A 24,862-nucleotide genomic window follows, 5' to 3' on the forward strand; every position below is an offset into this window, starting at 1 on the left:
ATAACGATTACACCGTAACTTTGGTGTTTGAGTACTCCGTGGGCGACCGGTGTGTGTGTCGACGGAGGTTTTTTGTTTCTGGGTTACCAGTGCAGATTGCTTTCGTAATGACCGGGAGTTTGTGATGACCGAAAACAAAAATGGGGACAATGTATCCGTTGATCAGGGGTTGCAGGACCTGATTGCAGAAAGCGATACAGGTGCCCGCCAGCCAGGTGGCTTGACCGCACAGATTTTGCTGTGGCTTGCCGTCGCATGGTCCTTGTTCCAGTTGTGGTATGCTTCGCCGCTGCCATTCATGTTCAATTTTGGTGTGCTGAATTCGACCGAAGCACGGTCGATCCATTTGGCGTTTGCCATTTTCCTCGCATTTATGGCCTATCCGGCGTTTAAGAATTCACCGCGCAGCTATGTCCCCATTTTTGACTGGGTTCTGGCATCTGTCGGTGCTTTATGTGCTGCGTACATTTATATCTTCTATCGGGATTTGTCCGACCGTCCGGGCCTGCCGATTACGCAGGATCTGGCGGTTGCCGGTGTTGGTTTGGTGCTGTTGCTTGAAGCCACCCGCCGCGCACTTGGCCCACCTTTGATGTGTGTGGCAATACTGTTCCTGGCTTATGTGTTCTTTGGCAATGCAGCTTGGGTACCTGACGTCCTGCAATGGGCGGGGGCGAGTTTCTCTAAGGCGATGTCGCATCAGTGGATTACCACCGAAGGCGTGTTTGGCATTGCACTTGGCGTTTCAACAAGCTTCGTGTTCCTGTTTGTGCTGTTTGGCTCATTGCTTGATAAAGCCGGGGCTGGCAACTATTTCATCAAGGTCGCGTTTGCAGCCCTTGGTCATATGCGCGGTGGTCCGGCAAAAGCAGCCGTTCTGTCATCGGCCATGACCGGTTTGATTTCAGGGTCCTCGATTGCCAACGTGGTCACCACCGGGACCTTTACAATCCCGCTGATGAAGCGTGTTGGTTTCTCGGGTGAGAAGGCCGGTGCGGTTGAAGTCGCATCGTCGGTCAATGGACAGATCATGCCGCCGGTCATGGGGGCTGCGGCCTTCCTGATGGTCGAGTATGTCGGTATTCCCTATCCGGAAGTCATCAAGCATGCCTTCCTGCCGGCAACGATTTCCTATATCGCGCTGATTTACATCGTCCATCTTGAGGCGCTCAAGGCCAATATGAAAGGCCTGCCAAAGCTGCATACCTCGACACTTAGTCAGACGATGATGCGCTCGTTACTGTTCGTCTTGTCGCTGGTTGTTCTGTCTGGGGTGATTTATTACGCCATCACCTTACAGAAACAGGTGTTTGGTGAGGGGGTTGGCTGGATTGTCGCTATCGAATGTGCGGTGGTGTATTTTGCTGGCCTGTATTATGCAGCGAGATACCCTGACCTTGAGCTTGATGACCCCAATCAGCCGGTGGTCAAGCTGCCGGAACTAGGCGAAACCGCAAAGGCTGGTTTGCATTATCTGCTGCCGGTTGTGGTTTTGGTCTGGTTCCTGATGATTGAGTTGAAATCACCGGGACTTTCGGCCTTTTGGGCTACGGTTCTGATGATCTTCATCATGTTGACCCAGCGTCCGGTCAAGGCGTTCTTCCGTAAGCAACCTGATTATATGAACGAGCTGCGTGCTGGTTTGATTGACGTGGTAGATGGTTTGGCGACCGGTGCGCGCAATATGATCGGCATCGGTGTTGCAACTGCCGCCGCCGGGATCATTGTGGGCACGGTATCGCTGACCGGGATCGGTCAGGTGATGGTTGAGTTCGTCGAACTGATTTCGGGCGGCAACTTGATGCTGATCCTAATCTTTACCGCGATCATCAGTCTGATTCTTGGTATGGGGTTGCCGACCACGGCGAACTATATCGTGGTATCGAGCCTGATGGCGCCGGTGATTGTCGAACTTGGGGCGGCAAACGGATTGATCGTGCCGCTGATTGCGGTCCATCTGTTCGTATTCTATTTCGGAATCATGGCTGATGTTACTCCGCCGGTGGGGCTGGCGTCCTTTGCCGCGGCCGCGATATCAGGTGCCGATCCGATGAAGACCGGTTTTGTCGCATTTTTCTATTCGATGCGCACCGCGGTTTTGCCGTTCTTGTTCCTGTTCAATACGCAGCTTTTGATGATCGGTCTGGATCACCCGATTGATGTGGTGGTGGTGATTATCATATCAACGATTGCCATGTTGATCTTTGCCGCCGCGACGCAAGGGTATTTCTTTGCCCGATCGAAACTGTGGGAAAGTGCAGCACTTCTGCTGATTGCGTTCAGTTTGTTCCGTCCGGGGTTCTGGCTTGATATGATCGAGCCGCCTTATGAAAACCTTCCCGCGACAGAAATTGTACAAAAAGCGGCGGAAATGCCGGCCAATACCAGCATCCTTCTGGATGTTGAGGGCATCAGTCTGGAAGGTGACGACGTCGCCAAGTCTGTGATGTTGCCTTTGGGGCCGGAAGCATCAGGTGAAGATCGGCTGTATAACGCAGGTCTTTCGGTCCGTGACGAAAACGGGAAGATCTTTATCGACGACCTGGTGTTTGGTGGCCCGGCCGAGAAAGCGGGGCTTGATTTCGATTTTGAAATCACCGCGATCAAGGTGGAAGCCAGCCGTATGCCCAAAGAGGTGTTCTATATCCCGGCGTTCTTGTTGCTGGGTGGGATCATCGTTCTGCAACGCCGTCGTCGTCGCGCCGAATTGGCGCTTGAAGCGGCTTAAGGAGGGCCAGGTTCATGTATAAGGATATTCTGGTTACAGTGGATCTTGATCATGACTCGTCGTGGAAAAAGGCGGTTCCGGTTGCGATCAAGCAGGCGCAAAGTTTTGGCGCACGTCTTCACGTTTTGACAGTGGTGCCCACGGTCGGCATGTCGATGGTCGGGCAATTCTTTCCGAAGGGCTACGAGACCAAGGTTCTTGATGCCTATAATGAGCGTCTGCATGAGTTCGTGTCGGAGCATATTCCGAACGATATCAAGGTGCAGCACATCATCGGGCAGGGAACGGTTTACGAAGTGATCCTGAAAATGGCGAAAAAAACCAAATGCGATCTGATCGTGATTGGGGCGCATCGTCCGGAACTCAAGGATTACCTTCTGGGGCCGAATGCTGCGCGTGTTGTTCGTCATGCGGACTGTTCTGTGATGGTTGTTCGCGAATAGCTGCATCCTGAACAAGGCATAAAAACGATATAGGAAAGGGGCGATGCATATGCATCGCCCCTTTTTGTCATCAGGAAAATATTTGGGTGTGCGTGATTATTTCGCAGCGCACGGATTTGCCGCACATGGGTTCGCGGCCGCACAGGGGTTGGCGGCGCATGGGCTGCACGGGCTGCAGGGATTAACGACCTTTTTCGCCGCACACGGATTGGCGGCACACGGGTTTGCCGCGCATGGGTTCGCAGCACATGGGTTGGCTGCACAAGGATTTGCCGTGCAGGTTGCGACTTCTGCGGTCGGGGTGGGCAGCGGTGCGGCCATCGCCATCGGTGCGGCCATGGCGAGGCTGGCGCCAACGGCAAGTGCCGGGATAAGGGCGGTTTGGGCGAAACGATTTGTTTTCTTGGTCATTATTGCCTCTCTGAAGATGCTGTCATTAAATGTCGGAAGGAGCGTGATTGAGCTAACGTCCTCAAGCCACGCCGACTATGGCGCAAATCATCTGGGAGGCGGCGTCACATAGTTTCACTGTTCTGTGACAGCCCCGTGTGGGGCGGGGGTTCGGTGCTTATATGCCAATCCCCTTATCTTGGGTAAAATCGAAAGCCAGACGGGGAATAAACTGGCCAAACTTATTGAAAAGCCGGTCAAATTTCATCATGTTGATGATAATGGGCTAAGTTGGGTGGTGCCGCTTGGCGGGTTGAATAATCCGTGAGAATGGGATCCGGGCAAAACGGGAATTACCGATGAAAAACAGTGTTAAAGCTGCAATTGTTCAAAAGTTTTTCGTAGCGGTATGCCTTTTGGCGTTTTCAGATGGTGCTTTTGCGCAATCGGGTTCTGTCACGGAACCATCCATGGTCGAAATCCCGGCGGGCTGGTTTTGGCAGGGGTCTGATGGGATCGAACGCTCATATGCCTATGATATTGACGAGCAGGTCTATGGCCACGACATTAGCCGCCGCAATAGATGGTATGATATCGAAGCCGACAAATGGCGCGTTCATCTTCTGCCCTACCATATTTCCAAGACCCCGGTGACCAACGATGATTACGCCGCGTTTATCAAGGCAACAGGTCATGCTGCCCCTGACATCAGCAAGGATGAATGGGACAGACAGGGGTTGATTTACAATTACGATACGATCGCGCCTTTCCTGTGGAAAAAGGGGCGCCCGCCCAAAGGACGCGGCAATCATCCTGTGGTGCTGGTGTCCTGGCAGGATGCACAGGCCTATGTTGAATGGCTAAGTGAAAAGACCGGGAAAAGCTGGTCATTGCCCAGCGAACTTTATTGGGAAAAGGCTGTTCGCGGGGAAGAGGGAACCTTTTATCCGTGGGGCAATATCTATGACCCGACCCTTTTAAACAGTGGCGATCGTGGCCCCTTTGATACAACGCCGGTCGGGCAATATGATGCCGGGCCGTTTGGTCTTTTGGATGGTGTCGGACAGGTGTTTGAATGGACATCAACGTCCGGGCAGGCGGGGTATCGCTTTGTCAAAGGCGGGTCGTGGGATGACCGTGGTTGTGGTGTCTGTCGCCCGGCCGCCCGTCATGCGCGGCCTGAACATCTCAGACATATTCTGATCGGCTTTCGCGTGATGTATCGCGACTGATTTTAGCCATTGAATTGCCTTCAGACCCTAAATCCCGCACCAAAAACACGGCCACATAATATGGACCACAGGGTTCATGTGCATATTTTATAATGGAATAATCAGTATAAAACTGAATTCCATTGGTTGATCCTTGTTGCAAAGCACGTTGAAATCACTAACTCTTGATCGAGATTAATTGGTCGGAATGACCAGAATGCGGATATTTCTGCCTTTGCGGATATAGAAAGCGGATCGCAAAGACACTGGTGCTGATATGAGTCAAATAGCAATCGACTGGACATCCATTCCAACGGGCCGACTGAAAAGAATGTTGGCTGCGGGGCGTGATGTCATGGAATGTCATCGGGTTTTGACCGCCACCAGCGATAACATCGTTGGCGAGCTGATCAAGACGGGCGGGACATTTTATGAATGGACGCATTACCCCGAAGGGGATGTTTATGACCGTCAATCACATGCGCAATTTTATTATCACGCCCACCCAAAGGAAGAACGGCGTGAATGGGATGAACATGGTCATTTCCATAGTTTCATGCGCCCGCGTGGCATGCCCGATGGCTGCAAACCAAAACAGATAGACGGGTTTGAGTATCCCGAAGGGCCAAATGATGCGCTTTCGCATCTGGTGGCATTTTCCATGGATGAGTTCGGGTTTTGCCAGAGACTGTTTACCACCAATCGCTGGGTCACCGGCGAGGTCTGGTATGATGGTGCCGACGTGACGTCGATGCTTGATAATTTCATCATCGACCATGCACAGCCGTCTTGGCCGGTTAATCGCTGGATTTCCGGGATGATGGTTCTATATCGTCCACAGATCGAAGATTTAATCCGCCAGCGCGACGCCAAGATCACATCCTGGCAGCAACAATATCCGGACCGTGATGTCTATGAGGATCGCGATCTTGAAGTAACCTCGACAGAAGATATCGCCGTTGCCGAGCAAATGTGCGCAATCGGTGCCGAACTGGGTCGGCGCCGTGAGGCAGCCTGACAAGACCGGAAACGATTGAGTGCCGTGACATGACAAAAGGCCGATGCGCAGATGCATCGGCCTTTTATTTTTGGGGGTCAGGGTGTTGAATTATTTCGTTTTAAGAAACTCAATCATGTCCGCAACGTCTTCATCCTTCTTAAGTTTGAAGGCCATTTTCGAACGTTGTTTGGACCCGGCAATTTCACTGAGTTTTGCGGACGGATCTTTGAGGTAATCGGTCAGGAAGGCCTCGTCGGAGACAAAACCTTTTTCACACGCGGCTTGGTATCCCTTGCCGTATTTGTATCCATCGACGGTACCGCAGTCACGACCGACAGCGCCAGCCAGGCTTGGGCCGACCTTGTTTACGCCAGCATCGACACTGTGGCAGGCAGCGCAGCGTTTAAAAAGTTTCTCGCCATTTTCGGCATCACCGGCAACGGCCGGGACAGCGGCAAGGATGACAAGGGACGTGGCGGCGAATGCAATTTTGCGGGAAAGTGACATTATCGGGCCTCTCTTTGTTCATTCCCGTTGACCGGGATTACGTATCGATAGACTAGGGTCAGGACCTAGCACCCGTTTGGGTAACCAGAAGGTCAACAGGGCGGCATATTGTGCTTAAAAAATAAGGCCGTGCTGTTGAGATTCTAGAAATCATAACGACATCTAGCATATCTAAACCGTACAGGATTTGAGTTTAGTCAATTTTCGACAGTTAATACGTAGGGATGCTGATGATGGATTGCGCGTCGGTTCATGGCCTGAAATGATCTATCGCATGTGCAGTTCATGGTCCCGATATAAGGCCATTTTGACTGTGAGGATGACATGATGAAAGAGCTAGGGTATTGAATATCAGGTATTTGTGCTAAATTTCGGGAAATTATGTTTGTCGAAACTCTGCCACAAGTATAGTGTAAAAAGGTTAGTTGGCAGCCATCCGGTAAGCGTGCCAGGAGATATCTATTGCCGCGTATCACCAAAGAAGATCTGAGTAAGCTGGTTCAAGACCCGTCCGGGTCAAACCGTGCGGATACTGCTGATAAGATCAGTCGCGAGTTTTCAACAGAAACTCTGTCTGACAGCGAACGCATTTTGGCCGAAGATATCTTTCGTTTGATGATCCGCGATGCGGAAGTCCGTGTTCGCAAAGCTTTGGCCAAGAACCTTCAGCAAACCCCGCTTGTGCCCCATGATGTGGTGGCAACACTGGCGCGCGACGTTGATGAAGTTGCCCTGCCGATCCTGAAGTTTTCCGAAGTTCTCAATGATGAAGACCTTGTCGATATCATTGGCGATAATACCGACAGCGTGGAAAAGCAGCGTGCCATTGCGTCGCGCGCCCATGTGTCGGAAATCGTTTCAGCGACCCTTGTCGATATTGGCCATGAAGATGTGATGGTTGATCTGGTTTCGAACGCCGGTGCCGAGATCAGTGAAGTGTCGTTGCAGAAAGTTGTCGAAGAGTTCGGTGAAAACGAACGCATCCAAAAACCAATGATTGAACGCAATCATTTGCCGATCACGATTGCCGAACGTTTGGTGACGCTGGTGTCTGATCGGATGCGCGCAGAACTTATTTCACGTGGTCACATCCCCGAGGGCATCGTCAACGCCGTGATGACCCAATCGCAGGAAAGTGCCACCATTGGCCTTCTGGGCGAGGGGGCGGAAGACCGCGATGTCGAACTTCTGGTCGAGCATCTCTATGCCAACAACCGTCTCACAAGCGGTTTGATCCTGCGTGCGCTTTGCATGGGCGATGTATCGTTCTTTGAGGCGGCCTTGGCACGGCGTGCCGGTGTATCGTTGATCAATACCCGCATTTTGATCCATGACAGCGGGCCTTTCGGGCTTGAGGCAATCTATAATAAGGCCGACCTGCCAGAACATTTCTTTCCCGGTGTCCGTGCCGCGATGGAAGTTGCCCGCGAGACCACCTTTGATGGTGGGGAGCAGGATAAGGAACGTTATTCACGGCGTATGATCGAACGGGTTTTGACCCAATACGGTGATCTGGGTGTCGAATTTGATTCCGATGACGTCGATTACCTGATGGGCCGGATGTTGCAATTGCCCAGTGAACGGGCGATGCATCAGTAACAACCGCGCAATCGGTCACCGTTGCCATCAATCTCAGGAAACCGCCAGGTTAAGCAACATGCTTTCGGGCGGTTTTTTTGTGACTGGAGTTTAGGTCGTCAATTGACGGGGCGTTCGCAACATGAAAAAGGCGCCGTTCTTAAACGGCGCCTTTTGGGAAAGTCAGTGGTTGTACCAGAAGCCTACTCAAGCAGGGTATTTGGCATCCACAAGGCAATTTCAGGGAACGCCATCACCAGGATCAAGCCGATAACCTGCAACAGAACAAAGGGAATGATGCCTTTGTATATCTGCTGAATGGAGATCGATTTTGGTGCAACGCCCTTAAGATAAAACAGGGCGAACCCGAACGGCGGGGTTAAGAAACTTGTTTGCAAGTTTACCGCCACAAGGACCGCAAACCAGGTCAGAACCTGCGTCTCGGTTGCGCCCAGTCCACCAACATCAAGATGATGACCGAAATCAAGCTGTGCGATCACAGGTGCAAAGATCGGCAGAACAATCAGCGTAATCTCAACCCAGTCAAAGAAGAAGCCAAGGATAAACACGATCAGCATCAGCAACAGCAAGATGCCCCATGATCCCAAGCCGGCCTGTTCAACCAGATCAATGACAAGATCATCGCCACCAAGCGAACGGAACACGTATGAGAATACGGTAGCACCAGCAAACAGGAAGAACAGCATTGCCCCGGTCAGAGCCGAACGTTCGCAGACATCCTTAAGGACCGGCCATTTAAGCCGTCCTTTAACCAATGCAAGGAACGTCGCGCCAACTGCGCCCACACCAGCGGCCTCGGTCGGGGTCGCGAAGCCTGCAAAGATTGACCCAAGTACCAGAACAATCAGGAAGACCGGCGGGAGGAAGCTTCGCAGCATCATCATCACAAGGTCTTTGCCGTGGACGGCTTCGCCTTCTGGAAGCGGCGGGGCCAGTGACGGGTTTATCTGACAGCGGATAAAGATGTAAACAGTGTACAAACTTGCCAGAAGCAGGCCGGGAATGATCGATGCCAGGAACAGATTGCCGACCGAAATCGACAGAAGGTCTGACATCAGAACCAGCATGATGGACGGCGGTATCAGGATGCCAAGGGTACCAGAGGCGGCAATTGTCCCGGTCGCAAGCGACGGGTCATAATTGCGGCGCAACATGACCGGCAAGGCCAGAAGCGTCATCATCACAACAGATGCGCCGATAATGCCCGTGGTTGCGGCCATAATGGTGCCCATCAGAGTGACCGAAAGTGCCAAGCCACCCGGAACCTTGCGCAGCAGCATGTTCAGGCATTCAAGCAGATCTTCGGCGACGCCACTTTTTTCAAGCATCGTACCCATGAAAATGAACATGGGAACGGCAACCATCACCATATTTTCGGCGATGCCACCCCAGATGCGCGAAACGATGTTGAAGAATTCAATAAAGGAGAAAACGTCATAGGCCATACCGAGGAAGCCAAAGGCAATCCCTATGCCTGAAATGACGAATGCAACCGGAAGACCCGTGAACACAAAGATGCCGATACAGGCAAACATGAACAGCGGAAACCAGTCTTCGATATAAAAGTTATCCATTTGGGTTATCCCTGTCCGGCTTAGTCTTTGAGCTTGGCGACGTCGCCAAGGTCTGCGTGGTGGGTCCCGACATAATAGCCCGCACGTTTATGCAGGTTGGTCGGTCCAAAGACAAAGACGAAGCATTTCATAAATATCGAAAGCCCCGCCATCGCGAGAAGCCCAAAGCCGATGGGGATTGTCGATTTGATGATCCAGCGATGTGTCAAGCCGGTTGTCGACGCCGAAACCTCGTGGTTTTCAAAGGAGCGGGCGACAAAATCAAAACCGAAATAAAGCACCAAGGCACAGAACGGCAGGACACAGATAAGGCCGCCGATCATTTCAACAATGGCGCGGGTGCGCGGACGCAAATTGTCACGGATCAGTTCGATACGGACATGAGAGTCGCGAATATAACCAAAACCAAAACACAGCATGAACAGGCCGGTGTGCAGGTGCCATTCGAGTTCCTGCAATTTGATCGATCCTTGACCGCCAAATTTACGCTGGATCACATCATAAATGATCGTCAGCATCAGCGGGATCGCCAGCAAGGATGCCCACTTCCCGATACGGGAAACGACGGCGTCAATGCAGTCACTAATTTTTAGTAGCGCTTCCATAGGAGACTCCCGGGTCTTCTCTTTCGCGGTCAAGGCCGGGGCACGCGGACCCGGCCTTGCCGTGACTTGTTTTTATAGACTGCGTAAGCAGCCTTTCAGACCGTTTGGATTAATCGAGATACCCGATGTCTTTCCAGATTTTGTAATCTGCACGGAAGGACTGCAGGCTTTCATAGGCATCCTTGAATGCGGCATCTTCACTCGAAAGTTCGCCAGCCACTTCTTCCCATGCACCACGCATCGCATCGAGCATTTCCGGCGACCATTTTTTGATGTTCACGCCTTTTTCCTGAAGTTCTTTCAGGGCTGCGAACTGGATCGCTTCGCCTTCTGCGAAACCATAAGCAAGGTTGTCGTTACAGACTGTTTCGATCTGTGCCTGCTGGGTGTCGGAAAGTGCATCCCATTTTTCTTTGTTCATCATCAGATCAAAGAAGGTCGACTGCTGATGCCAGCCCGGGAAGTAGTAGTATTTGGCTACCTGATGGAAGCCAAGTTTCAGATCGATCGCTGGCATGGAGAATTCGGTCGCATCAATCGTACCCAGCTCAAGTGCCGGATAGATGTCGCCGGCCGAAAGAAGCTGGGTCGATACACCGAGTTTTTCCATGACTTTTGCGCCGAGGCCAAAGAAGCGCATCTTCAGGCCCTTAAGGTCATCAACCGAGTTGATTTCCTTGGAGAACCAGCCAGAAGCTTCCGGTGCGATCAGGCCACAGAACAGCGACTTGATGCCATGTTCGGCATACAGCTTGTCAAAGATTTCCTGACCGCCGCCAAACTTAACCCATGCCAGATATTCACCTGCCTGCGGGCCGAACGGAACAGCACCGAACAGCTGAAGGGCAGGGACTTTACCAGCCCAATATCCCGGGGTTGAGAAGGCCGCATCAATCGAGCCGGTTGAAACAGCATCAAAAACTTCGAGTGCAGGCACAAGTGCGCCCGGCTCATAGAATTTAATGTTGATGTTGCCACCGGAAACGGCATCGATTTTTTCATCGACGCGCTTGCCCAACGTCCCGAGCTGGGTCAGGCTGCCAGGATAGGTTGACCCCATTTTCCAGCGAACGCGTTCCTGAGCATTTGCATCAGATGGGGCCGCAGAAAATGCTGCCGTTGCGAGAACTGCGACACAAGTTGCCGACTTAAGCAGTTTAGAAAAGCTCATCCGTCTTCCTCCCTAAGAAGTCCGAAATTGGTAATACCACGTGAGGCGGACAACCGCGTTTTGCTATTATTATTGCTGCGGGTTTCCGCCGATTTTCATGTTGCGAGGCCGAGCATAAGCGTAATTCGCAAGTATGGGCAAGTTTGTTTCGCTCTTTGCGCAAGAAAATATCTTCGCGGATGCGTGAAAAATAACTTGCATCCAGCTTCAAAAGCAGGATTTGCGCACGGGAATGCGTATTTTTACAGACGTTTAGGCTTTGGTGCGGCCCTATCCTTAAAAGACACGTTATATTCGTCGCTTAGCAAAATTGCTCTGCGACGATTCGCCTTTTGTATGGGATCGAGCGCTGAATGTATGGTGTGGGGTGTTTTGATTTATCGTGTGATGAAGGTTTTCAGGGGCTGTGCGCGGACATCTGGTTTTGCAGCTGCAACATCATTCGGGCTGCTGTGGTCCCTGATTTTTGGAGATGTGGGAGTGCGACGTTGCCCGGGCATCAGAGGCCTGAAATGAAAACGGGCGGTCTTTTAAAAAAAAGACCGCCCGACTGATGGTCGGAGCGAGAGGATTCGAACCTCCGACCCCTGCCTCCCGAAGACAGTGCTCTACCAGGCTGAGCTACGCTCCGTCAGTGGCGGGAGGTTTAGCCCTTCTTTCCGCGCGGATCAAGCATAATCGGGCTGTTTTCAGGGAAATATTTGCGTGATTGGAGGCGTTCAGCACCGAGTTGCCCAAGGATAAGTCAAGATCGATCCGGGGTTCTGATTTGACCAATTGCTTTGAACGCAAAAGGCCCCGAAACGGATCACCGTTTCAGGGCCTTTGAATAATGGTCGGAGCGAGAGGATTCGAACCTCCGACCCCTGCCTCCCGAAGACAGTGCTCTACCAGGCTGAGCTACGCTCCGTCATTCTGCGAAGCCGGGTGATAATGGTTTCTGGCAGGTGACGCAAGATATTTTTGTGACATCGTTGCCCAACACCGCCAAGCAATATGGGGTGCTTGTCGATAGGTGGTATCAGTAGGGGCGGGAAATACAGAACTCGACCGCTTCGATCATCGAATCCTTGATCGGACCATCGTCAAAGCGCGTTAGCGTATCAATTGCCATCTGACCATAGTCGCGGGCCCGATCCATTGATGCCGTAAGTGCATCATGTTTGCGGATCAGCGTCTGCGCACGGTCAAGGTCGCCGTCTTCAAAATTCTGATCTTCCATGCAGCGACGCCAGAATGCTTTTTCGGTGTCGTCGCCTTTGGCATAAGAAATGATTACCGGAAGTGTGACCTTACCGTCACGGAAATCATCGCCGACGGTTTTGCCAAGCGTGGCCTGATGGGCCGAATAATCGAGAACATCGTCAATCAGCTGGAATGCAGTCCCGAGATAGATGCCATAAAGCCGAAGGGCTTCTTCATCCTCGGCCGACCGTTTGGCAATGACCGCACCGATTTGCGATGCTGCGCCAAACAAGGCGGCAGTTTTGGCCGTGATGACTTCAAGATAGGCCTCTTCGCTTGTACCCATGTCATTGGCAGTCGCAAGCTGTAAGACTTCCCCTTCGGCAATGACGGCTGATGCCTGTGCCAGAATATCAAGAACGCGCAGCGACCCTGTTTTAACCATCACGACAAAGGCACGCGCAAACAGGAAATCGCCAACCAGAACGCTTGCTTCGTTGCCAAAAAGGGCATTGGCTGAGGCCTGTCCGCGGCGCAGCTGACTTTCGTCAACCACATCATCATGCAGAAGGGTTGCAGTGTGGATAAACTCAACACAGGCGGCAAGGTCAACCGCATCGGGACCATCGCCGTAACCGCAAAGCCGGGCCGATGCCAGTGTTAGCATCGGACGCATGCGTTTGCCACCGGCCGCAACCAGATGTGATGCCAGTTGCGGGATCAGGGCGACTTCGCTGTGCATATTGTCGATGATGACCTGATTGACGCGCTTCATATCGGCGTCAACAAGGTTAACCAGTGAATCAAGGCTCGGCTGAGGCTTTGTCTGCGGTGCGGTATTGGTCACGCTGTATTCCGACTTTCCAATGGCATCTTCGCGGCCTGCATTTAGCGAAGATTGCAAATAACATCAGGCGGCCTCAACATAGATAGCCAAGGGCATACCGGTCAAGGGGACAAATGCTGTGGTGCACAGTGTGCAATCCTAGATAAATTGCGGGATTAAGGGCATTTTCTGAAAACGGCTGCACAGGCTCCCCACATTAATGTACGTATAATTTCAACACTGGATCTGAAACGATCCGGTCAAGGTGACACAACGAGCAAACTATTTAAGGGGAACCGCCATATGATCGAACTGTTTCGCAGCAACGATCCGATTGAGCTGAGCTGGGCGCAATCGGTGTTGGCGGATGAAGGAATTTCGAGCCACATCTTTGACTATCACGCCAGCATCATCGAAGGGTCCATCGGGGCGCTGCAACGGCGTTTGATGGTTGACGGCGAACAGGAAAGTCGCGCGAAATACATTCTTGATATTGCCAGACGCGAGCTTGATGCGCATAACGCAGAACAAGATAAAAAGGACGAACTGACGTCCAAGTGATGCAGGCAAGTGATGCTGGGTCTCGGGATTTCACCAAAACCCATATTGCTGGGCAGGATGAGGTGCGTGACACTGGTGGCGCAAATAAAGGCGATTGATGACAAACGCAGGTGCGACATGTGATGTGCCTGACTTTCCCGAAGACCGGATCAGTCATGATTTTCTTCTGGGTGGGTCGGTAACGCTTAAACAACCGGTCGATGGCTATCGGGTGGCGGTGGATGCGGTGTTTCTGGCGGCTGCGGTCGCGATTAATTCCAGACGCGATCAAAAAATTCTTGATGTCGGGGCGGCGGTTGGCTCCGCTGGGTTGTGTGTCGCACATCGACTTGAAGATGCGGTTGTGACCGGTATTGAACTGCAAGATGACCTCTATGCGCTTTATTGTCGCAACGTGGTTGAAAATGACCTGGTTGGGCGCGTGACCCCGGTTCATGGCGATATCAATGATCCAAGATTGTCTTTACAGGCCCACGGTTTTGATCAGGTAATTTCAAACCCGCCCTACTATCCTAGTGGCACGCGCCCGACCAATGAAAGCCGGGCAACTGCCCATCAGGAAGGTCATACCAGTCTCAAAGACTGGATCGGGTTCTGTTTGAAAATGCTGCGTCCAAAAGGTCGGATTACATTGGTCCATCGTGCAGATCATTTGGATCGCATCATCGGTTTATTGCATGGTAAAGCCGGGGATGTGACGGTTTACCCGATCTGGAGCAAAGATAATTCCGAGGCACCACTGCGCGTGATTGTTTCAGCCCGCAAAGGGGTGGCATCGCCGCTTACCCTGCGTCGCGGACTTGTTTTGCATGACGCCGCAGGGGCCTTTTTACCGCACGCGGAACAAATTTTGCGCAATCCTTTGCCATTGCCCGGTTTCTAAATCGATGAGAGTTTAATATAAGAACCGCTTGGTTGCGCTGTGGCGCAGGAATAAATGCGCTTTGGGAACGGATATGCTCAGCTTTTCGAAAATCATTTTTACCGCTCTGGTCATTGTCGTCGTCTGGCAGGGCTTTAAGCTGTTTAACCGTTTCAAGCAGGTTTCAGAAAACGAACAGCCAAAGCAGACCCGCCATAAGAAGAAAAGCCAGCCAAAGACAGTGGCGCAGGAAATGGAAAAATGCCCCGAATGCGGCGTTTACCACGCCGAAGGCAATGCCCATCGCTGCTAGGGCTATGATTCGAATTGTCCAGCGGAAGCGACAGAACCCCAACGGCCTGTGTTCGACTTTGTGCCAAAGCGGGCAGATTTCATTTGAAAATCCGCATCAGATCGTTGATCTATGATGTTGCAATGCGGCATTTTGTGTTCGGCGGTGATGCAAGGGGTGCAAATTCAGTGCATCTCAGGGCTTTTGCCTTCTTGACCGCGAGGGGGCAGGGCGGTAGCTTGCCGCTCTAATTTATAGGCAACAGTAATAGTGAGTTTGCGCAATGGCGCTCGACGGGTCGCAACGTCCCCCTTCATTCCAGGAAATCATTCTTCGACTGCAAAGCTATTGGGCCGATAAGGGATGTGTCATCCTTCAGCCTTATGACTTGGAAGTCGGTGCCGGTACCTTCCACACCGCGACAACCTTGCGCGCGCTTGGACCGGAAAGCTGGAACGCGGCCTATGTGCAGCCATCGCGTCGTCCAACCGATGGTCGGTATGGGGAAAACCCGAACCGCTTGCAGCACTATTACCAGTTTCAGGTGATCATGAAGCCGTCGCCGGGCAATTCGCAGGAATTGTATCTTGGCTCGCTCAAGCATCTGGGCATTGACCCGATGGCCCATGACATCCGCTTTGTCGAGGATGACTGGGAAAGCCCGACCCTTGGTGCATGGGGCCTTGGCTGGGAAGTCTGGCTTGATGGCATGGAAGTCACCCAATTCACCTATTTCCAACAGGTCGGTGGGTTTGAATGCAACCCGGTCCCGGTCGAGCTGACCTATGGTCTGGAACGTCTGGCGATGTATATTCAGGGTGTCGAGAACGTCTATGACCTTGATTACAATGGTCAGGGTGTCAGCTATGGCGACGTGTTCCTGCAAAATGAAATCGAACAATCGACCTATAACTTTGAAGTCGCGAACACCGATATGTTGTTCCAGCACTTCAAGGACGCACAGGCCGAATGTGGCGTTAATATCGAACGTGGTCTGGCATTGCCAGCCTATGAGCAGGCAATGAAAGCCAGCCATATCTTTAACCTTCTTGATGCGCGCGGTGTGATTTCTGTGACCGAACGTGCGGCCTATATCGGCCGTGTTCGCGACATGTCGAAATCCTGCTGTGAGGCGTGGCTGCGATCACGCGGCCATCTGAAAGAGGAGGCATAAGTTATGGCCGAATTGCTGCTTGAACTGTTTTCCGAAGAAATCCCGGCCCGTATGCAGGCCCGTGCGACCGCTGACCTTTCAAAGCTGGTCACCGATGGCCTTAAAGCCGCCGATCTTGCGTTTGAGACTGTCGAAACGCTGGTCACCCCGCGCCGCTTGACCCTGATCATTGATGGTTTGCCGGAAAAACAGCCGGATCTTCGCGAAGAACGCCGTGGTCCACGCGCTGATGCGCCTGAAAAGGCGATCAACGGTTTCCTGACCGGGAACGGTGTGACCCTTGATCAGTGCGAAAAACGTGAAATGCCCAAGGGTACCTTCCTGTTTGCGTTTGTCGAACAGAAAGGCCGTGCCAGTGCTGAGGTCATCAAGGACATCGTCGAAGATGCCATGGCCAAACTGCCATGGCCAAAATCGATGCGCTGGGCCGATCAGAAAGTCCGCTGGGTGCGTCAGCTCGACAGCATTCTGTGCCTGTTTGATGGCAAGGTGATCCCGGCATCATACGGCCCCGTTACCGCCGGGGATACCACCCGCGGCCACCGGTTCCTTGCCCCGGCAACCTTTAGCGTTGCCAATGCGACCGAGTACAAGGAAAAACTGCGTGCGGCCATGGTCATGCTTGACCGTGAAGAGCGTAAGCAGGTGATCCTTGACGGTGCCAAAAAGCTTGCCGCCGATGCCGGGTTTGAACTGCTGGAAGATAATGGTCTTCTGGAAGAAGTCTGTGGGCTGGTTGAATGGCCGGTGCCGGTGATGGGCAAGGTCGATGACCTGTTTATGGATATCCCGCGTGAGGTTCTTGAAACCTCGATGCGTGAACATCAGAAGTATTTTGTTGTCGAAGATAAAAACGGCAAACTTGCTGCACGCTTCATCACCATTTCCAACATGGTAACGGTCGACAACAATGCCAAAATCATTGCCGGGAACGAACGCGTTTTACGCGCACGCCTGCATGATGCCAAATTCTTCTGGGATCAGGATCGGAAAGTGACGCTGCAATCGCGTCTGCCGAAACTCGACAGCATCGTCTTCCACGCTAAGCTGGGATCGCTTTCCGAGCGCGTTTTGCGTTTGCGTGGGTTGGCACGCGAATTGTCGGCGGATATTCCCAATTGCGATGTCAAACTGGCCGACCGTGCGGCGGAAATCGGCAAGGCCGATCTGGTGTCGCAGATGGTGTTTGAATTCACCGAACTTCAGGGACTGATGGGCAAATATTACGCCGAGAATGACGGCGAAGCCCCGGAAGTTGCCAATGCCATTGCCGAGCATTATGCCCCGGCGGGGCCATCGGATATGTGTCCGACGGCACCTGTTTCAGTTGCTTTTGCCTTGGCTGAGAAGCTTGATACCCTTGCCGGGTTCTTTACGGTCAACGAAAAACCGACCGGGTCAAAAGATCCGTTTGCGCTTCGTCGTGCTGCATTGGGTGTCATTCGTCTGGTTTTGGAAAATGGTTTGCGTTTGCCGCTTCGGCGTGTGTTCGCCTTTGCCGTTTCCCAGTACCCAACTGCTATTCGTCGTGACGCGGCAGTGGATGACCTTTTGGCCTTCTTTGCCGACCGTTTGAAAGTCCATCTGCGTGAACAGGGTGTCCGCCATGATTTGGTGTCCGCCGTGTTTGCGCTTGATGGCGAGGACGATCTTGTCCGCCTGCTGGCCCGTGTTGAGGCGCTTTCCGGTTTTGTATCGGGCGAAAGCGGCGTCAACCTTATGGCTGGCTACAAGCGTGCGTCCAACATCCTGCGCATCGAAGAGAAAAAGGACGATACGTCCTATGACGCGGATGTTTCCGCGGATCTTCTGAGCGTGGATGAAGAACGCAAGCTGTATCAGGCGCTCATCGATGTCCGGCATGCTGCCTTGCCGCTTTTGCGCGACGAGGATTATGCCGCGGCAATGACCGAATTTGCGCGGTTGCGTGAACCGGTCGATGCATTCTTTGAACAGGTCACGGTAAATAGTGACAAGGCCGACGAACGTGCCAACCGGCTTAAGCTGCTGGCGCAAATTCGGACGGCCTTGCATGACATTGCAGACTTCTCAAAGATCGAAACATAAATAGGTCGGGGTTACGGGGCTTTCCCCATCCTGGGGAGGCCCGCCAAAGGGCCTTGACCAGATGAGGAAAAGGCAAGATGACCAAATGGGTCTACGGTTTCGGTGGCGGTAACGCCGAAGGCCGATCGGATATGCGTGAACTTCTGGGTGGCAAGGGCGCAAACCTTGCCGAGATGAGTAATCTTGGGCTTCCGGTCCCGCCTGGCTTTACCATTACAACCGAAGTCTGCACGGCGTTTTATGACAATGACCGTGCTTACCCGGATGGTCTGAATGCCGAAGTCGAAACGGCGCTGGCGGCAGTTGAAAAACTGGTCGGGCGCAAGTTTGGCGACGCAAATGATCCCCTTTTGGTATCTGTTCGTTCCGGTGCGCGGGCATCCATGCCCGGCATGATGGATACGGTTTTGAACCTTGGTCTGAATGATCAGACAGTCGAAGCCTTGGCATCAGTGTCAGGTGATCGTCGTTTTGCCTATGACAGTTACCGCCGCTTTATCCAGATGTATGGCGATGTGGTGCTCGGCGTTGAGCATTACCATTTCGAAGAAATCCTTGAGATCCATAAGGAAGACAAGGGCTATTCCCTTGATACCGAAATGAGTGCCGATGATTGGGCCGAGGTCGTCCGCGATTTCAAGAAAAAGGTCGATAGCGAGCTTGGTCAGCCGTTCCCGCAAGACCCTCGTGAACAGCTTTGGGGCGCGATTGGTGCGGTGTTTGGCAGTTGGATGAATGCGCGTGCCAATACATACCGTCGTTTGCACAGTATCCCGGCAAGCTGGGGCACGGCCGTTAACGTGCAGGCCATGGTGTTTGGCAACATGGGTGATGATTGTGCGACAGGTGTGTGTTTCTCGCGCAATCCATCGACCGGCGAAGATCGTTTCTACGGCGAGTATCTGATCAACGCACAAGGCGAAGACGTGGTTGCGGGCATTCGGACACCGGCACCGCTGACCAAAATCGAACGCGAAGAATCCGGTTCGGACCTGACGTCGATGGAAGAAGCCCTGCCGACGGTCTTTGCCGAACTTTGTGATATTCGCGACAAACTCGAATCCCATTACCGCGATATGCAGGACATGGAGTTTACCGTTGAGACGGGCAAGCTTTACATGCTGCAAACCCGTGCCGGTAAACGCACCGCAAAGGCGGCCCTGCGCATCGCCGTTGAAATGTGCCGTGATGGCGTGATCAGCAAGGAAGACGCCCTGCGCCGTGTTGATCCCGCCCAACTTGATCAGCTTTTGCACCCGACCCTTGATCCGGAAGCCACACGTAAAGTAATTGGCATGGGCCTTCCGGCGTCCCCGGGGGCGGCTTCCGGGCAGGTCGTGTTTTCATCTGAAATTGCTGAAGATTGGGCGCATAACAAGGGCCAGAAAGTCATTCTGGTGCGGATCGAAACCAGTCCGGAAGACATTGCGGGCATGCATGCCGCCGAGGGTATCCTGACATCCCGTGGCGGGATGACAAGCCACGCGGCCGTGGTGGCACGTGGCATGGGGACCCCCTGTGTCTGTGGTGCCGGTCAGATCAAGATCGATTATGCCAATAAAACCATGATTGCGGGTGGTGTGAACCTTAAGGAAGGGGATGTTATTACCCTTGACGGGGCAACCGGCGAAATTATGCTGGGCGAGGTCGCAACGCTTAAGCCCGATCTTTCGGGTGATTTTTCCAAGCTGATGGAATGGGCTGATGGTGTGCGCCGGCTTAAGGTCCGCACCAATGCCGAAACCCCTGATGACGCGCAAACCGCACGTGGTTTTGGCGCCGAGGGTATTGGTCTTTGCCGGACAGAACATATGTTCTTTGACCCGGCACGGATCATTTCCATGCGCGAAATGATCTTGGCTGAAACCGAACAGGGGCGCCGCACCGCCCTTGATAAATTGCTGCCCTATCAGCGTCAGGACTTTATCGATCTGTTCCGCATCATGAAGGGCCTGCCGGTAACCATCCGGTTGCTTGATCCGCCATTGCATGAATTCCTGCCCCATGGCGACGCTGAAATTGCCGAGGTTGCCAATGCCGCAGGCGTGTCCGAGGCGATTGTGCGCCGCCGGTTGCTTGACCTGACGGAGGCCAACCCGATGCTGGGCCATCGTGGGTGCCGTTTGGGTATTAGCTATCCTGAAATCTATGAAATGCAGGTGCGTGCGATCTTTGAAGCCGCGATTGAGGTTTCAAAGGATGGTGGCGATCCGGTTATCCCAGAAATCATGATCCCGCTGATTGTCGGCAAAAAGGAACTCGAAATCCTTAAAGCCGCGATCATCAAGGTTGCAGCCGAGGTCGAGGCCAAAAAATCGGCTAAGCTGACCTTCCTTGTAGGCACAATGATCGAATTACCGCGTGCAGCACTCAAAGCCGGTGAAATTGCCGAAGAAGCCGAGTTTTTCAGCTTTGGCACCAACGATCTGACCCAGACCACCTTTGGGCTGTCGCGCGATGATGCGTCGCGTTTTCTGGATACCTATATTTCCAAGGAAATCTTTGCCGGTGACCCGTTTGTGTCACTGGATCAGGAAGGGGTTGGTGAATTGGTCAGCATTGCGGCTGACCGCGGGCGTGCAACGCGCCCCGACATCAAGCTTGGCATTTGTGGTGAACATGGTGGGGATCCGTCCTCCATCGCGTTCTGCGAAGCACAGGGACTAGATTACGTATCTTGCTCACCGTATCGCGTGCCAATTGCGCGTTTGGCCGCCGCACAGGCTGCCCTTGGTCGCAAGAAGCCCTAAATAAAACACCGGCGGCAAGATGACCTTGCCGCCGGTGTTTTTGTCTTTGTTTGAGCGGGCGCTTTACGCTGCGTTACGCAGCACTTTCCGGCAGCGACACCCAATCGGGGATATTGACGGTAATTTTTGCGCCATCGGCCAGAAGTTCATCCCCCTCCGAAATACGTTCCAGACGGATCAGGGCAAGCCCGCCATCGCCATGGACGGAGCGGATGATGCCTGCTTCCTTGTCGCCATTCATGATGGCGGTACCCGCCGACGGAGCGGTGCCGGTGATTGTGATGGGCAGCAAACGTTTGCGCACCAGACCACGATATTTGGTCCGTGCGGTCAGTTCCTGTCCCATAAAGCAGCCCTTTTTGAAATCGACGCCATTTAGCTCTTCAAACCCGTTTTCAAGCAGAATGGCTTTGTCGATTTCAAGTTCTTCGCTGCCATTGGGCACGCCAAGTGATACGCGCAATTGATGGAAAGATTCCACGTCGCTTTCGATGGCACCGATTGCCGCCATTTCAGCCAAGCCATTTTTCGGGAGTAATACGCGCGCACCCATTGCGGTCAGACGCGGATCAACGGCCTTGATCCCGTTGGCAAAGCCAGCCGTGCTGCCCGGTGTGTCGGGCAGTGATAACGACGGCAACGCATCCTTGCCAAAGACGGCCACTACGTCATAGCTGTCGGTGATATCGGTGAGTTCGGCCTTGGCACGGAGTTTATACATGCGCAGTTTTTTGAAAAGATCTGCGGCACGTGCGCCGTCTTCGCCGCGTTCGCATTCGATCAAAAGGCTGTCTTCGTCCTGTTGATAGACAAAGAAATCAAAAAGGAACTTCCCCTGCGGGGACAGTAAGGCACCATAGCCGGATTTCTCAGCACTGATGGATTCGATATTGTTTGATACCAGCCCTTGCAGAAAACTGACGCGGTCAGGACCGCTGACCCGGATCACGGCCCGGTCCGGCAGAAGGGCGTAAAAAGTCTCGGTCATATGTATGGGCTCCGGTTAGTCGGAATGGTTTGGCCGAAATGTGGGGCAATTGCACATAATTCGCAAGCCCTGTCTCGTGAACGAAAGCCAGAGTGTGATGTAAGAAAACCCTTCATAAAACGCCGCCGAGCAGATAGAACCAAAGTCATGAAAATCTTGATGCTTGATCATTCCATCGGCTTTGATCCCAAAGATCGTGAAGCCCGCCCGCTCGGGACCACGCAGCGCGCCTTTATTGCGCTCGCCGAGGCCCTTGTTGCCCGTGGTCATAAGGTCGAAGCGCGCCGAAATGGTGGCATCGATAAGGATATGCACGGTGTTGCATGGCGACAACTTGATGCCGAATTGCCGCCCTTTGGTGGCGATGCGGTCGACACGGTAATTGTCTGGCGCGATCCGGCATTGTTAAGCCATGCGTCGATTCCGGTGGATGCAAAAACGATCCTTTGGTTTGATGGTGACCCGGCAAAATTGAATGCCGATGATCTGCGTCTGGTTCTGCATGACAAGGAAGTGCAGATCGTCTTTACAGATGATGCCCAGAAAAAAGGGTTTGAAGCCGATCTGGTGAAAAAGCCGATTGTGGTCAAGCCGGGTGCCGTCACGGCCTTTACCATGGCATCAAACATGCACTGGGCGTTTGAATCGCGCGAAGAAGTGGCGGTTACGGTTGCCAATACCACCACCGGGATTGCCCAAATTGTGCGTATTTGGGAAGCCTACGTTGCGCCCAAGGCGCCCAAGGCAATTTTGGAAATCTATGCCTATGATCTTTTCATGGCGATGGCCGGTGAAAACGATCAGGTCTCTGACGACATAGTTGATTTGGTGCGTTCGGCGATTGACAAGGGGGTTCGGGTGTTACATCCAAAACCCGAAGGCGATATGGCCGAAACGGTGGCCAATGCGCGAGCGTTTTTGCATCACGGAAAATATGGCACGGACTATGCCGGTCAGTGGATTGTCGATGCACTTGGTGCGGCGACCCCGGTTGTGTCTTATGGCGGGATTGCCAAAACCCGCGTTGAAGATGGCAAAACCGGGTATATCGTTCCCGATGAGGCGGCCTATGGTAATATCACTTGGCAGCTTCTGACCGACCGGTCGTTCTTTTCTACTCAGTCCGAAGCCGCACGCAATGACCGCCGCGAATGGATTCATGTCGCCGGTGAGCTGGAGAAAATTTAAGCTGTGCGCTTGCTGTTTATCACGTCAAACCGTTTGGGCGATGCTGTTCTTTCGACATCGGTCTTACGCCATTATGTCGAAACCTACCCGGGCATAAAGGTTACCGTTGCTTGTGGCCCGGTGGCCGCGCCAATTTTCGAAGCCGTCCCCAATCTTGAACGCATTATCGAGATGCCCAAGCAAAAACGCGGCGGGCACTGGTGGAAACTCTGGAAATCGGTTGCGTTGACCTGGTGGGACGTGATCGTTGATCTACGCGGCAGTGCGACGGCGTATGTTTTGCCGGGTTGGAAGCGGGTTGTGCTTAAGGGGAATGATGATGGTCTTCATCGTGTCGTTCAACTTGGTGATCTAATCGGTCTCAACCCACCACCAATGCCAAAAGTATGGACCAGAAAAGAAGATGAGGATAGGGCTGCTCAACTTATCCCTAATGATGGCGCGCCACTTCTGGTGGTTGGGCCATCAGCGAACTGGATTGGTAAAACTTGGCACGCGGAGCGGTTTGCAGAGACGATCAATAAGCTGACCGAGAAGGGAGCGGTCCTTGAAAACGCACATGTTTTGTTGGTGGGGGCTCCTAATGAACGCAGTTCGGCTGAGCAGGTTATCCAGTCACTACCAGAAGACAAGCGAACAGAAATCTTTGGCAACGAGCATCTGTTGACGGTCATGGCATGCCTGAGAAAAGCGGATCTTTATCTTGGTAACGATTCTGGGTTGATGCACATGGCTGCTGCATCGGGTCGACCGACGCTCGGTCTTTTTGGGCCATCGCGCGATGAGCATTATAGCCCTTTTGCTAAATGGGGACGGGCTGTTCGGACAGACTGGTCCTACGATAAAATTATTGCTAATCGAACAAGCTGGTTTTCCAAAGAAAACCTCATGGAAAGTTTGCCGGTCGAAAAAGTTGTGACAGCAGCTACAGAATTGGTTTCTGACTTTCGGGCAGAGGAAAAAGACAAATGACAGAGGCAAAGCCGCGTATTTCGGTTGTCATGTGCGCCCATAATGAGCAGGAGCGACTGCCGTCCTGTCTGGAAAAGGTGTCATTTGCGGATGAGATCATTGTCGTGTGCGACAAATGTACTGACCAGACAGAAGAAGTTGCTCAGAAATATGGTGCGAAAACCGTTGTTGGCAGCTGGGACATAGAAGGTGCACGGCGCAATCGCGCAATTGAAGAAGCCACAGGCGACTGGATTTTCGAACTTGATGCAGATGAACACGTCAGCGAAGAGCTCGCGATTTCCATTCGCTCGGCTGTGCGGTCTGACGCGTTTGATCTTTATGTGGTCCCTGTAGACAATTATGTCGGAAAGCGGCTTGTCAGATATGGTTGGGGGGCTTCATTCGGGACATCTGCGGTTTGGAGGCTGTTCCGAAAAGGTCATAAGAACTGGGGATCACAACGGGTGCATCCTTCGTTTGATATGCAGGGACGCAAGGGACCCAAGCTTAATGGCGCTCTTCTTCATTTTGTTGACCGCAATATCTCTGACATGATCTGTCGACTGGATAGCTATTCGACAGCTCGGGCTGCCGATTTGCGCGAAAGTGGTAACATCGGCACGTTTGCAAACAACTTCCGGCGTATTTTTTCACGCTTCTATCGCTGTTTTGTCGCGCGCAAGGGATACAAGGAAGGTGGAATGGGCTTTCTGATCGCGTTGTTTGGTGCGCTGTTCCCAATCCTTTCCTATCTTAAGGCCAGATACGAGGACTCCTGAACGGTGGG

Annotated in this window: 21 protein-coding genes and 2 tRNA genes; 15 read left to right on the plus strand and 8 right to left on the minus strand. The window is 52.8% G+C overall.

Features of this window, described 5'->3' with window-relative positions; translation table 11 throughout:
* Positions 1-124 precede the first annotated feature (124 nt).
* The 5 genes from K355_RS0114950 (at position 125) to K355_RS0114975 (ending at position 5,790) form a co-directional block, all read left to right on the plus strand.
* Positions 125-2,728, plus strand: coding sequence for a TRAP transporter permease (locus K355_RS0114950; RefSeq protein ID WP_022732966.1), 2,604 nt, complete (start codon positions 125-127; stop codon positions 2,726-2,728).
* Between the two features lie 14 nt (positions 2,729-2,742).
* Positions 2,743-3,171, plus strand: coding sequence for a universal stress protein (locus tag K355_RS0114955; RefSeq protein ID WP_022732967.1), 429 nt, complete (start codon positions 2,743-2,745; stop codon positions 3,169-3,171).
* 43 nt (positions 3,172-3,214) lie between these two features.
* A complete protein-coding gene (locus K355_RS25575; protein WP_022732968.1) occupies positions 3,215-3,694 on the plus strand; it encodes a hypothetical protein in 480 nt (159 codons plus the stop codon).
* Between the two features lie 226 nt (positions 3,695-3,920).
* Entirely contained in the window at positions 3,921-4,793 is an 873-nt protein-coding gene (locus K355_RS0114970; protein ID WP_022732970.1) for a formylglycine-generating enzyme family protein, read from the plus strand.
* Between the two features lie 256 nt (positions 4,794-5,049).
* A complete protein-coding gene (locus K355_RS0114975) occupies positions 5,050-5,790 on the plus strand; it encodes a DUF6969 family protein (protein WP_022732971.1) in 741 nt (246 codons plus the stop codon).
* Between the two features lie 90 nt (positions 5,791-5,880).
* Here the strand turns inward: K355_RS0114975 and K355_RS0114980 are convergent, their stop codons facing one another.
* Positions 5,881-6,279: a c-type cytochrome gene (locus K355_RS0114980; protein ID WP_022732972.1), complete on the minus strand. Its 399-nt coding sequence runs from the start codon at positions 6,277-6,279 to the stop codon at positions 5,881-5,883.
* 462 nt (positions 6,280-6,741) lie between these two features.
* Here K355_RS0114980 and spbR point away from each other — a divergent pair, with 462 nt between their 5' ends.
* Positions 6,742-7,878 (plus strand): SpbR family protein, encoded by a 1,137-nt coding sequence (spbR, locus tag K355_RS0114985; RefSeq protein ID WP_022732973.1) that lies wholly within the window; start codon positions 6,742-6,744, stop codon positions 7,876-7,878.
* A 182-nt stretch (positions 7,879-8,060) separates the two neighbouring features.
* On the opposite strand, the gene K355_RS0114990 is transcribed toward spbR, so the two are convergent.
* From K355_RS0114990 to K355_RS0115015, 6 genes are all read right to left on the minus strand, one after another.
* Positions 8,061-9,452, minus strand: coding sequence for a TRAP transporter large permease (locus K355_RS0114990; protein ID WP_022732974.1), 1,392 nt, complete (start codon positions 9,450-9,452; stop codon positions 8,061-8,063).
* 20 nt (positions 9,453-9,472) lie between these two features.
* Positions 9,473-10,057 carry a TRAP transporter small permease subunit gene (locus K355_RS0114995; RefSeq protein WP_022732975.1) on the minus strand — a complete coding sequence of 195 codons (585 nt, stop codon included), beginning with the start codon at positions 10,055-10,057 and terminating at the stop codon, positions 9,473-9,475.
* 109 nt (positions 10,058-10,166) lie between these two features.
* Complete coding sequence (locus K355_RS0115000; protein ID WP_022732976.1) at positions 10,167-11,228, minus strand: TRAP transporter substrate-binding protein; 1,062 nt, start codon at positions 11,226-11,228, stop codon at positions 10,167-10,169.
* Between the two features lie 554 nt (positions 11,229-11,782).
* A tRNA-Pro gene (locus K355_RS0115005) sits at positions 11,783-11,859 on the minus strand.
* 202 nt (positions 11,860-12,061) lie between these two features.
* Positions 12,062-12,138: transfer RNA gene (locus K355_RS0115010), tRNA-Pro, on the minus strand.
* Positions 12,139-12,249: 111 nt separating this feature from the next.
* Positions 12,250-13,260, minus strand: a complete 1,011-nt coding sequence (locus tag K355_RS0115015; RefSeq protein WP_022732977.1) for a polyprenyl synthetase family protein — start codon at positions 13,258-13,260, stop codon at positions 12,250-12,252.
* Between the two features lie 282 nt (positions 13,261-13,542).
* Between K355_RS0115015 and K355_RS0115020 the strand changes: the two genes are divergently transcribed.
* From K355_RS0115020 to ppdK, 6 genes are all read left to right on the plus strand, one after another.
* Complete coding sequence (locus tag K355_RS0115020) at positions 13,543-13,800, plus strand: putative signal transducing protein (RefSeq protein ID WP_022732978.1); 258 nt, start codon at positions 13,543-13,545, stop codon at positions 13,798-13,800.
* Between the two features lie 97 nt (positions 13,801-13,897).
* Positions 13,898-14,683, plus strand: coding sequence for a tRNA1(Val) (adenine(37)-N6)-methyltransferase (locus K355_RS0115030; protein ID WP_022732980.1), 786 nt, complete (start codon positions 13,898-13,900; stop codon positions 14,681-14,683).
* A 73-nt stretch (positions 14,684-14,756) separates the two neighbouring features.
* The gene (locus K355_RS0115035) at positions 14,757-14,975 is read left to right on the plus strand and encodes a hypothetical protein (RefSeq protein ID WP_022732981.1); all 219 of its coding nucleotides are present in this window, start codon (positions 14,757-14,759) and stop codon (positions 14,973-14,975) included.
* Between the two features lie 262 nt (positions 14,976-15,237).
* On the plus strand, positions 15,238-16,128 hold the full coding sequence (locus tag K355_RS0115040) for a glycine--tRNA ligase subunit alpha (protein WP_022732982.1): 891 nt from the start codon (positions 15,238-15,240) through the stop codon (positions 16,126-16,128).
* Between the two features lie 3 nt (positions 16,129-16,131).
* The gene (gene glyS / locus K355_RS0115045; RefSeq protein WP_022732983.1) at positions 16,132-18,195 is read left to right on the plus strand and encodes a glycine--tRNA ligase subunit beta; all 2,064 of its coding nucleotides are present in this window, start codon (positions 16,132-16,134) and stop codon (positions 18,193-18,195) included.
* Between the two features lie 77 nt (positions 18,196-18,272).
* Positions 18,273-20,945 (plus strand): pyruvate, phosphate dikinase, encoded by a 2,673-nt coding sequence (ppdK, locus tag K355_RS0115050; RefSeq protein WP_022732984.1) that lies wholly within the window; start codon positions 18,273-18,275, stop codon positions 20,943-20,945.
* 73 nt (positions 20,946-21,018) lie between these two features.
* Here the strand turns inward: ppdK and ygfZ are convergent, their stop codons facing one another.
* Positions 21,019-21,933: a CAF17-like 4Fe-4S cluster assembly/insertion protein YgfZ gene (gene ygfZ / locus K355_RS0115055; protein ID WP_022732985.1), complete on the minus strand. Its 915-nt coding sequence runs from the start codon at positions 21,931-21,933 to the stop codon at positions 21,019-21,021.
* Positions 21,934-22,080: 147 nt separating this feature from the next.
* On the opposite strand from ygfZ, the gene K355_RS0115060 reads away from it, so the two are divergent.
* From K355_RS0115060 to K355_RS0115070, 3 genes are read left to right on the plus strand one after another with little or no spacing between them, the layout of a single operon-like run.
* Positions 22,081-23,121, plus strand: a complete 1,041-nt coding sequence (locus K355_RS0115060; RefSeq protein ID WP_022732986.1) for a glycosyltransferase — start codon at positions 22,081-22,083, stop codon at positions 23,119-23,121.
* A gap of 33 nt (positions 23,122-23,154) precedes the next feature.
* On the plus strand, positions 23,155-24,093 hold the full coding sequence (locus tag K355_RS0115065) for a glycosyltransferase family 9 protein (RefSeq protein WP_245562955.1): 939 nt from the start codon (positions 23,155-23,157) through the stop codon (positions 24,091-24,093).
* On the plus strand, positions 24,090-24,854 hold the full coding sequence (locus K355_RS0115070) for a glycosyltransferase family 2 protein (protein ID WP_022732988.1): 765 nt from the start codon (positions 24,090-24,092) through the stop codon (positions 24,852-24,854). Before K355_RS0115065 ends, K355_RS0115070 begins: the two co-directional genes overlap by 4 nt.
* Positions 24,855-24,862 lie beyond the last annotated feature (8 nt).

Origin of the sequence: Thalassospira lucentensis MCCC 1A00383 = DSM 14000 (assembly GCF_000421265.1) — a bacterium.
In the GTDB taxonomy this organism is placed as follows: domain Bacteria; phylum Pseudomonadota; class Alphaproteobacteria; order Rhodospirillales; family Thalassospiraceae; genus Thalassospira; species Thalassospira lucentensis.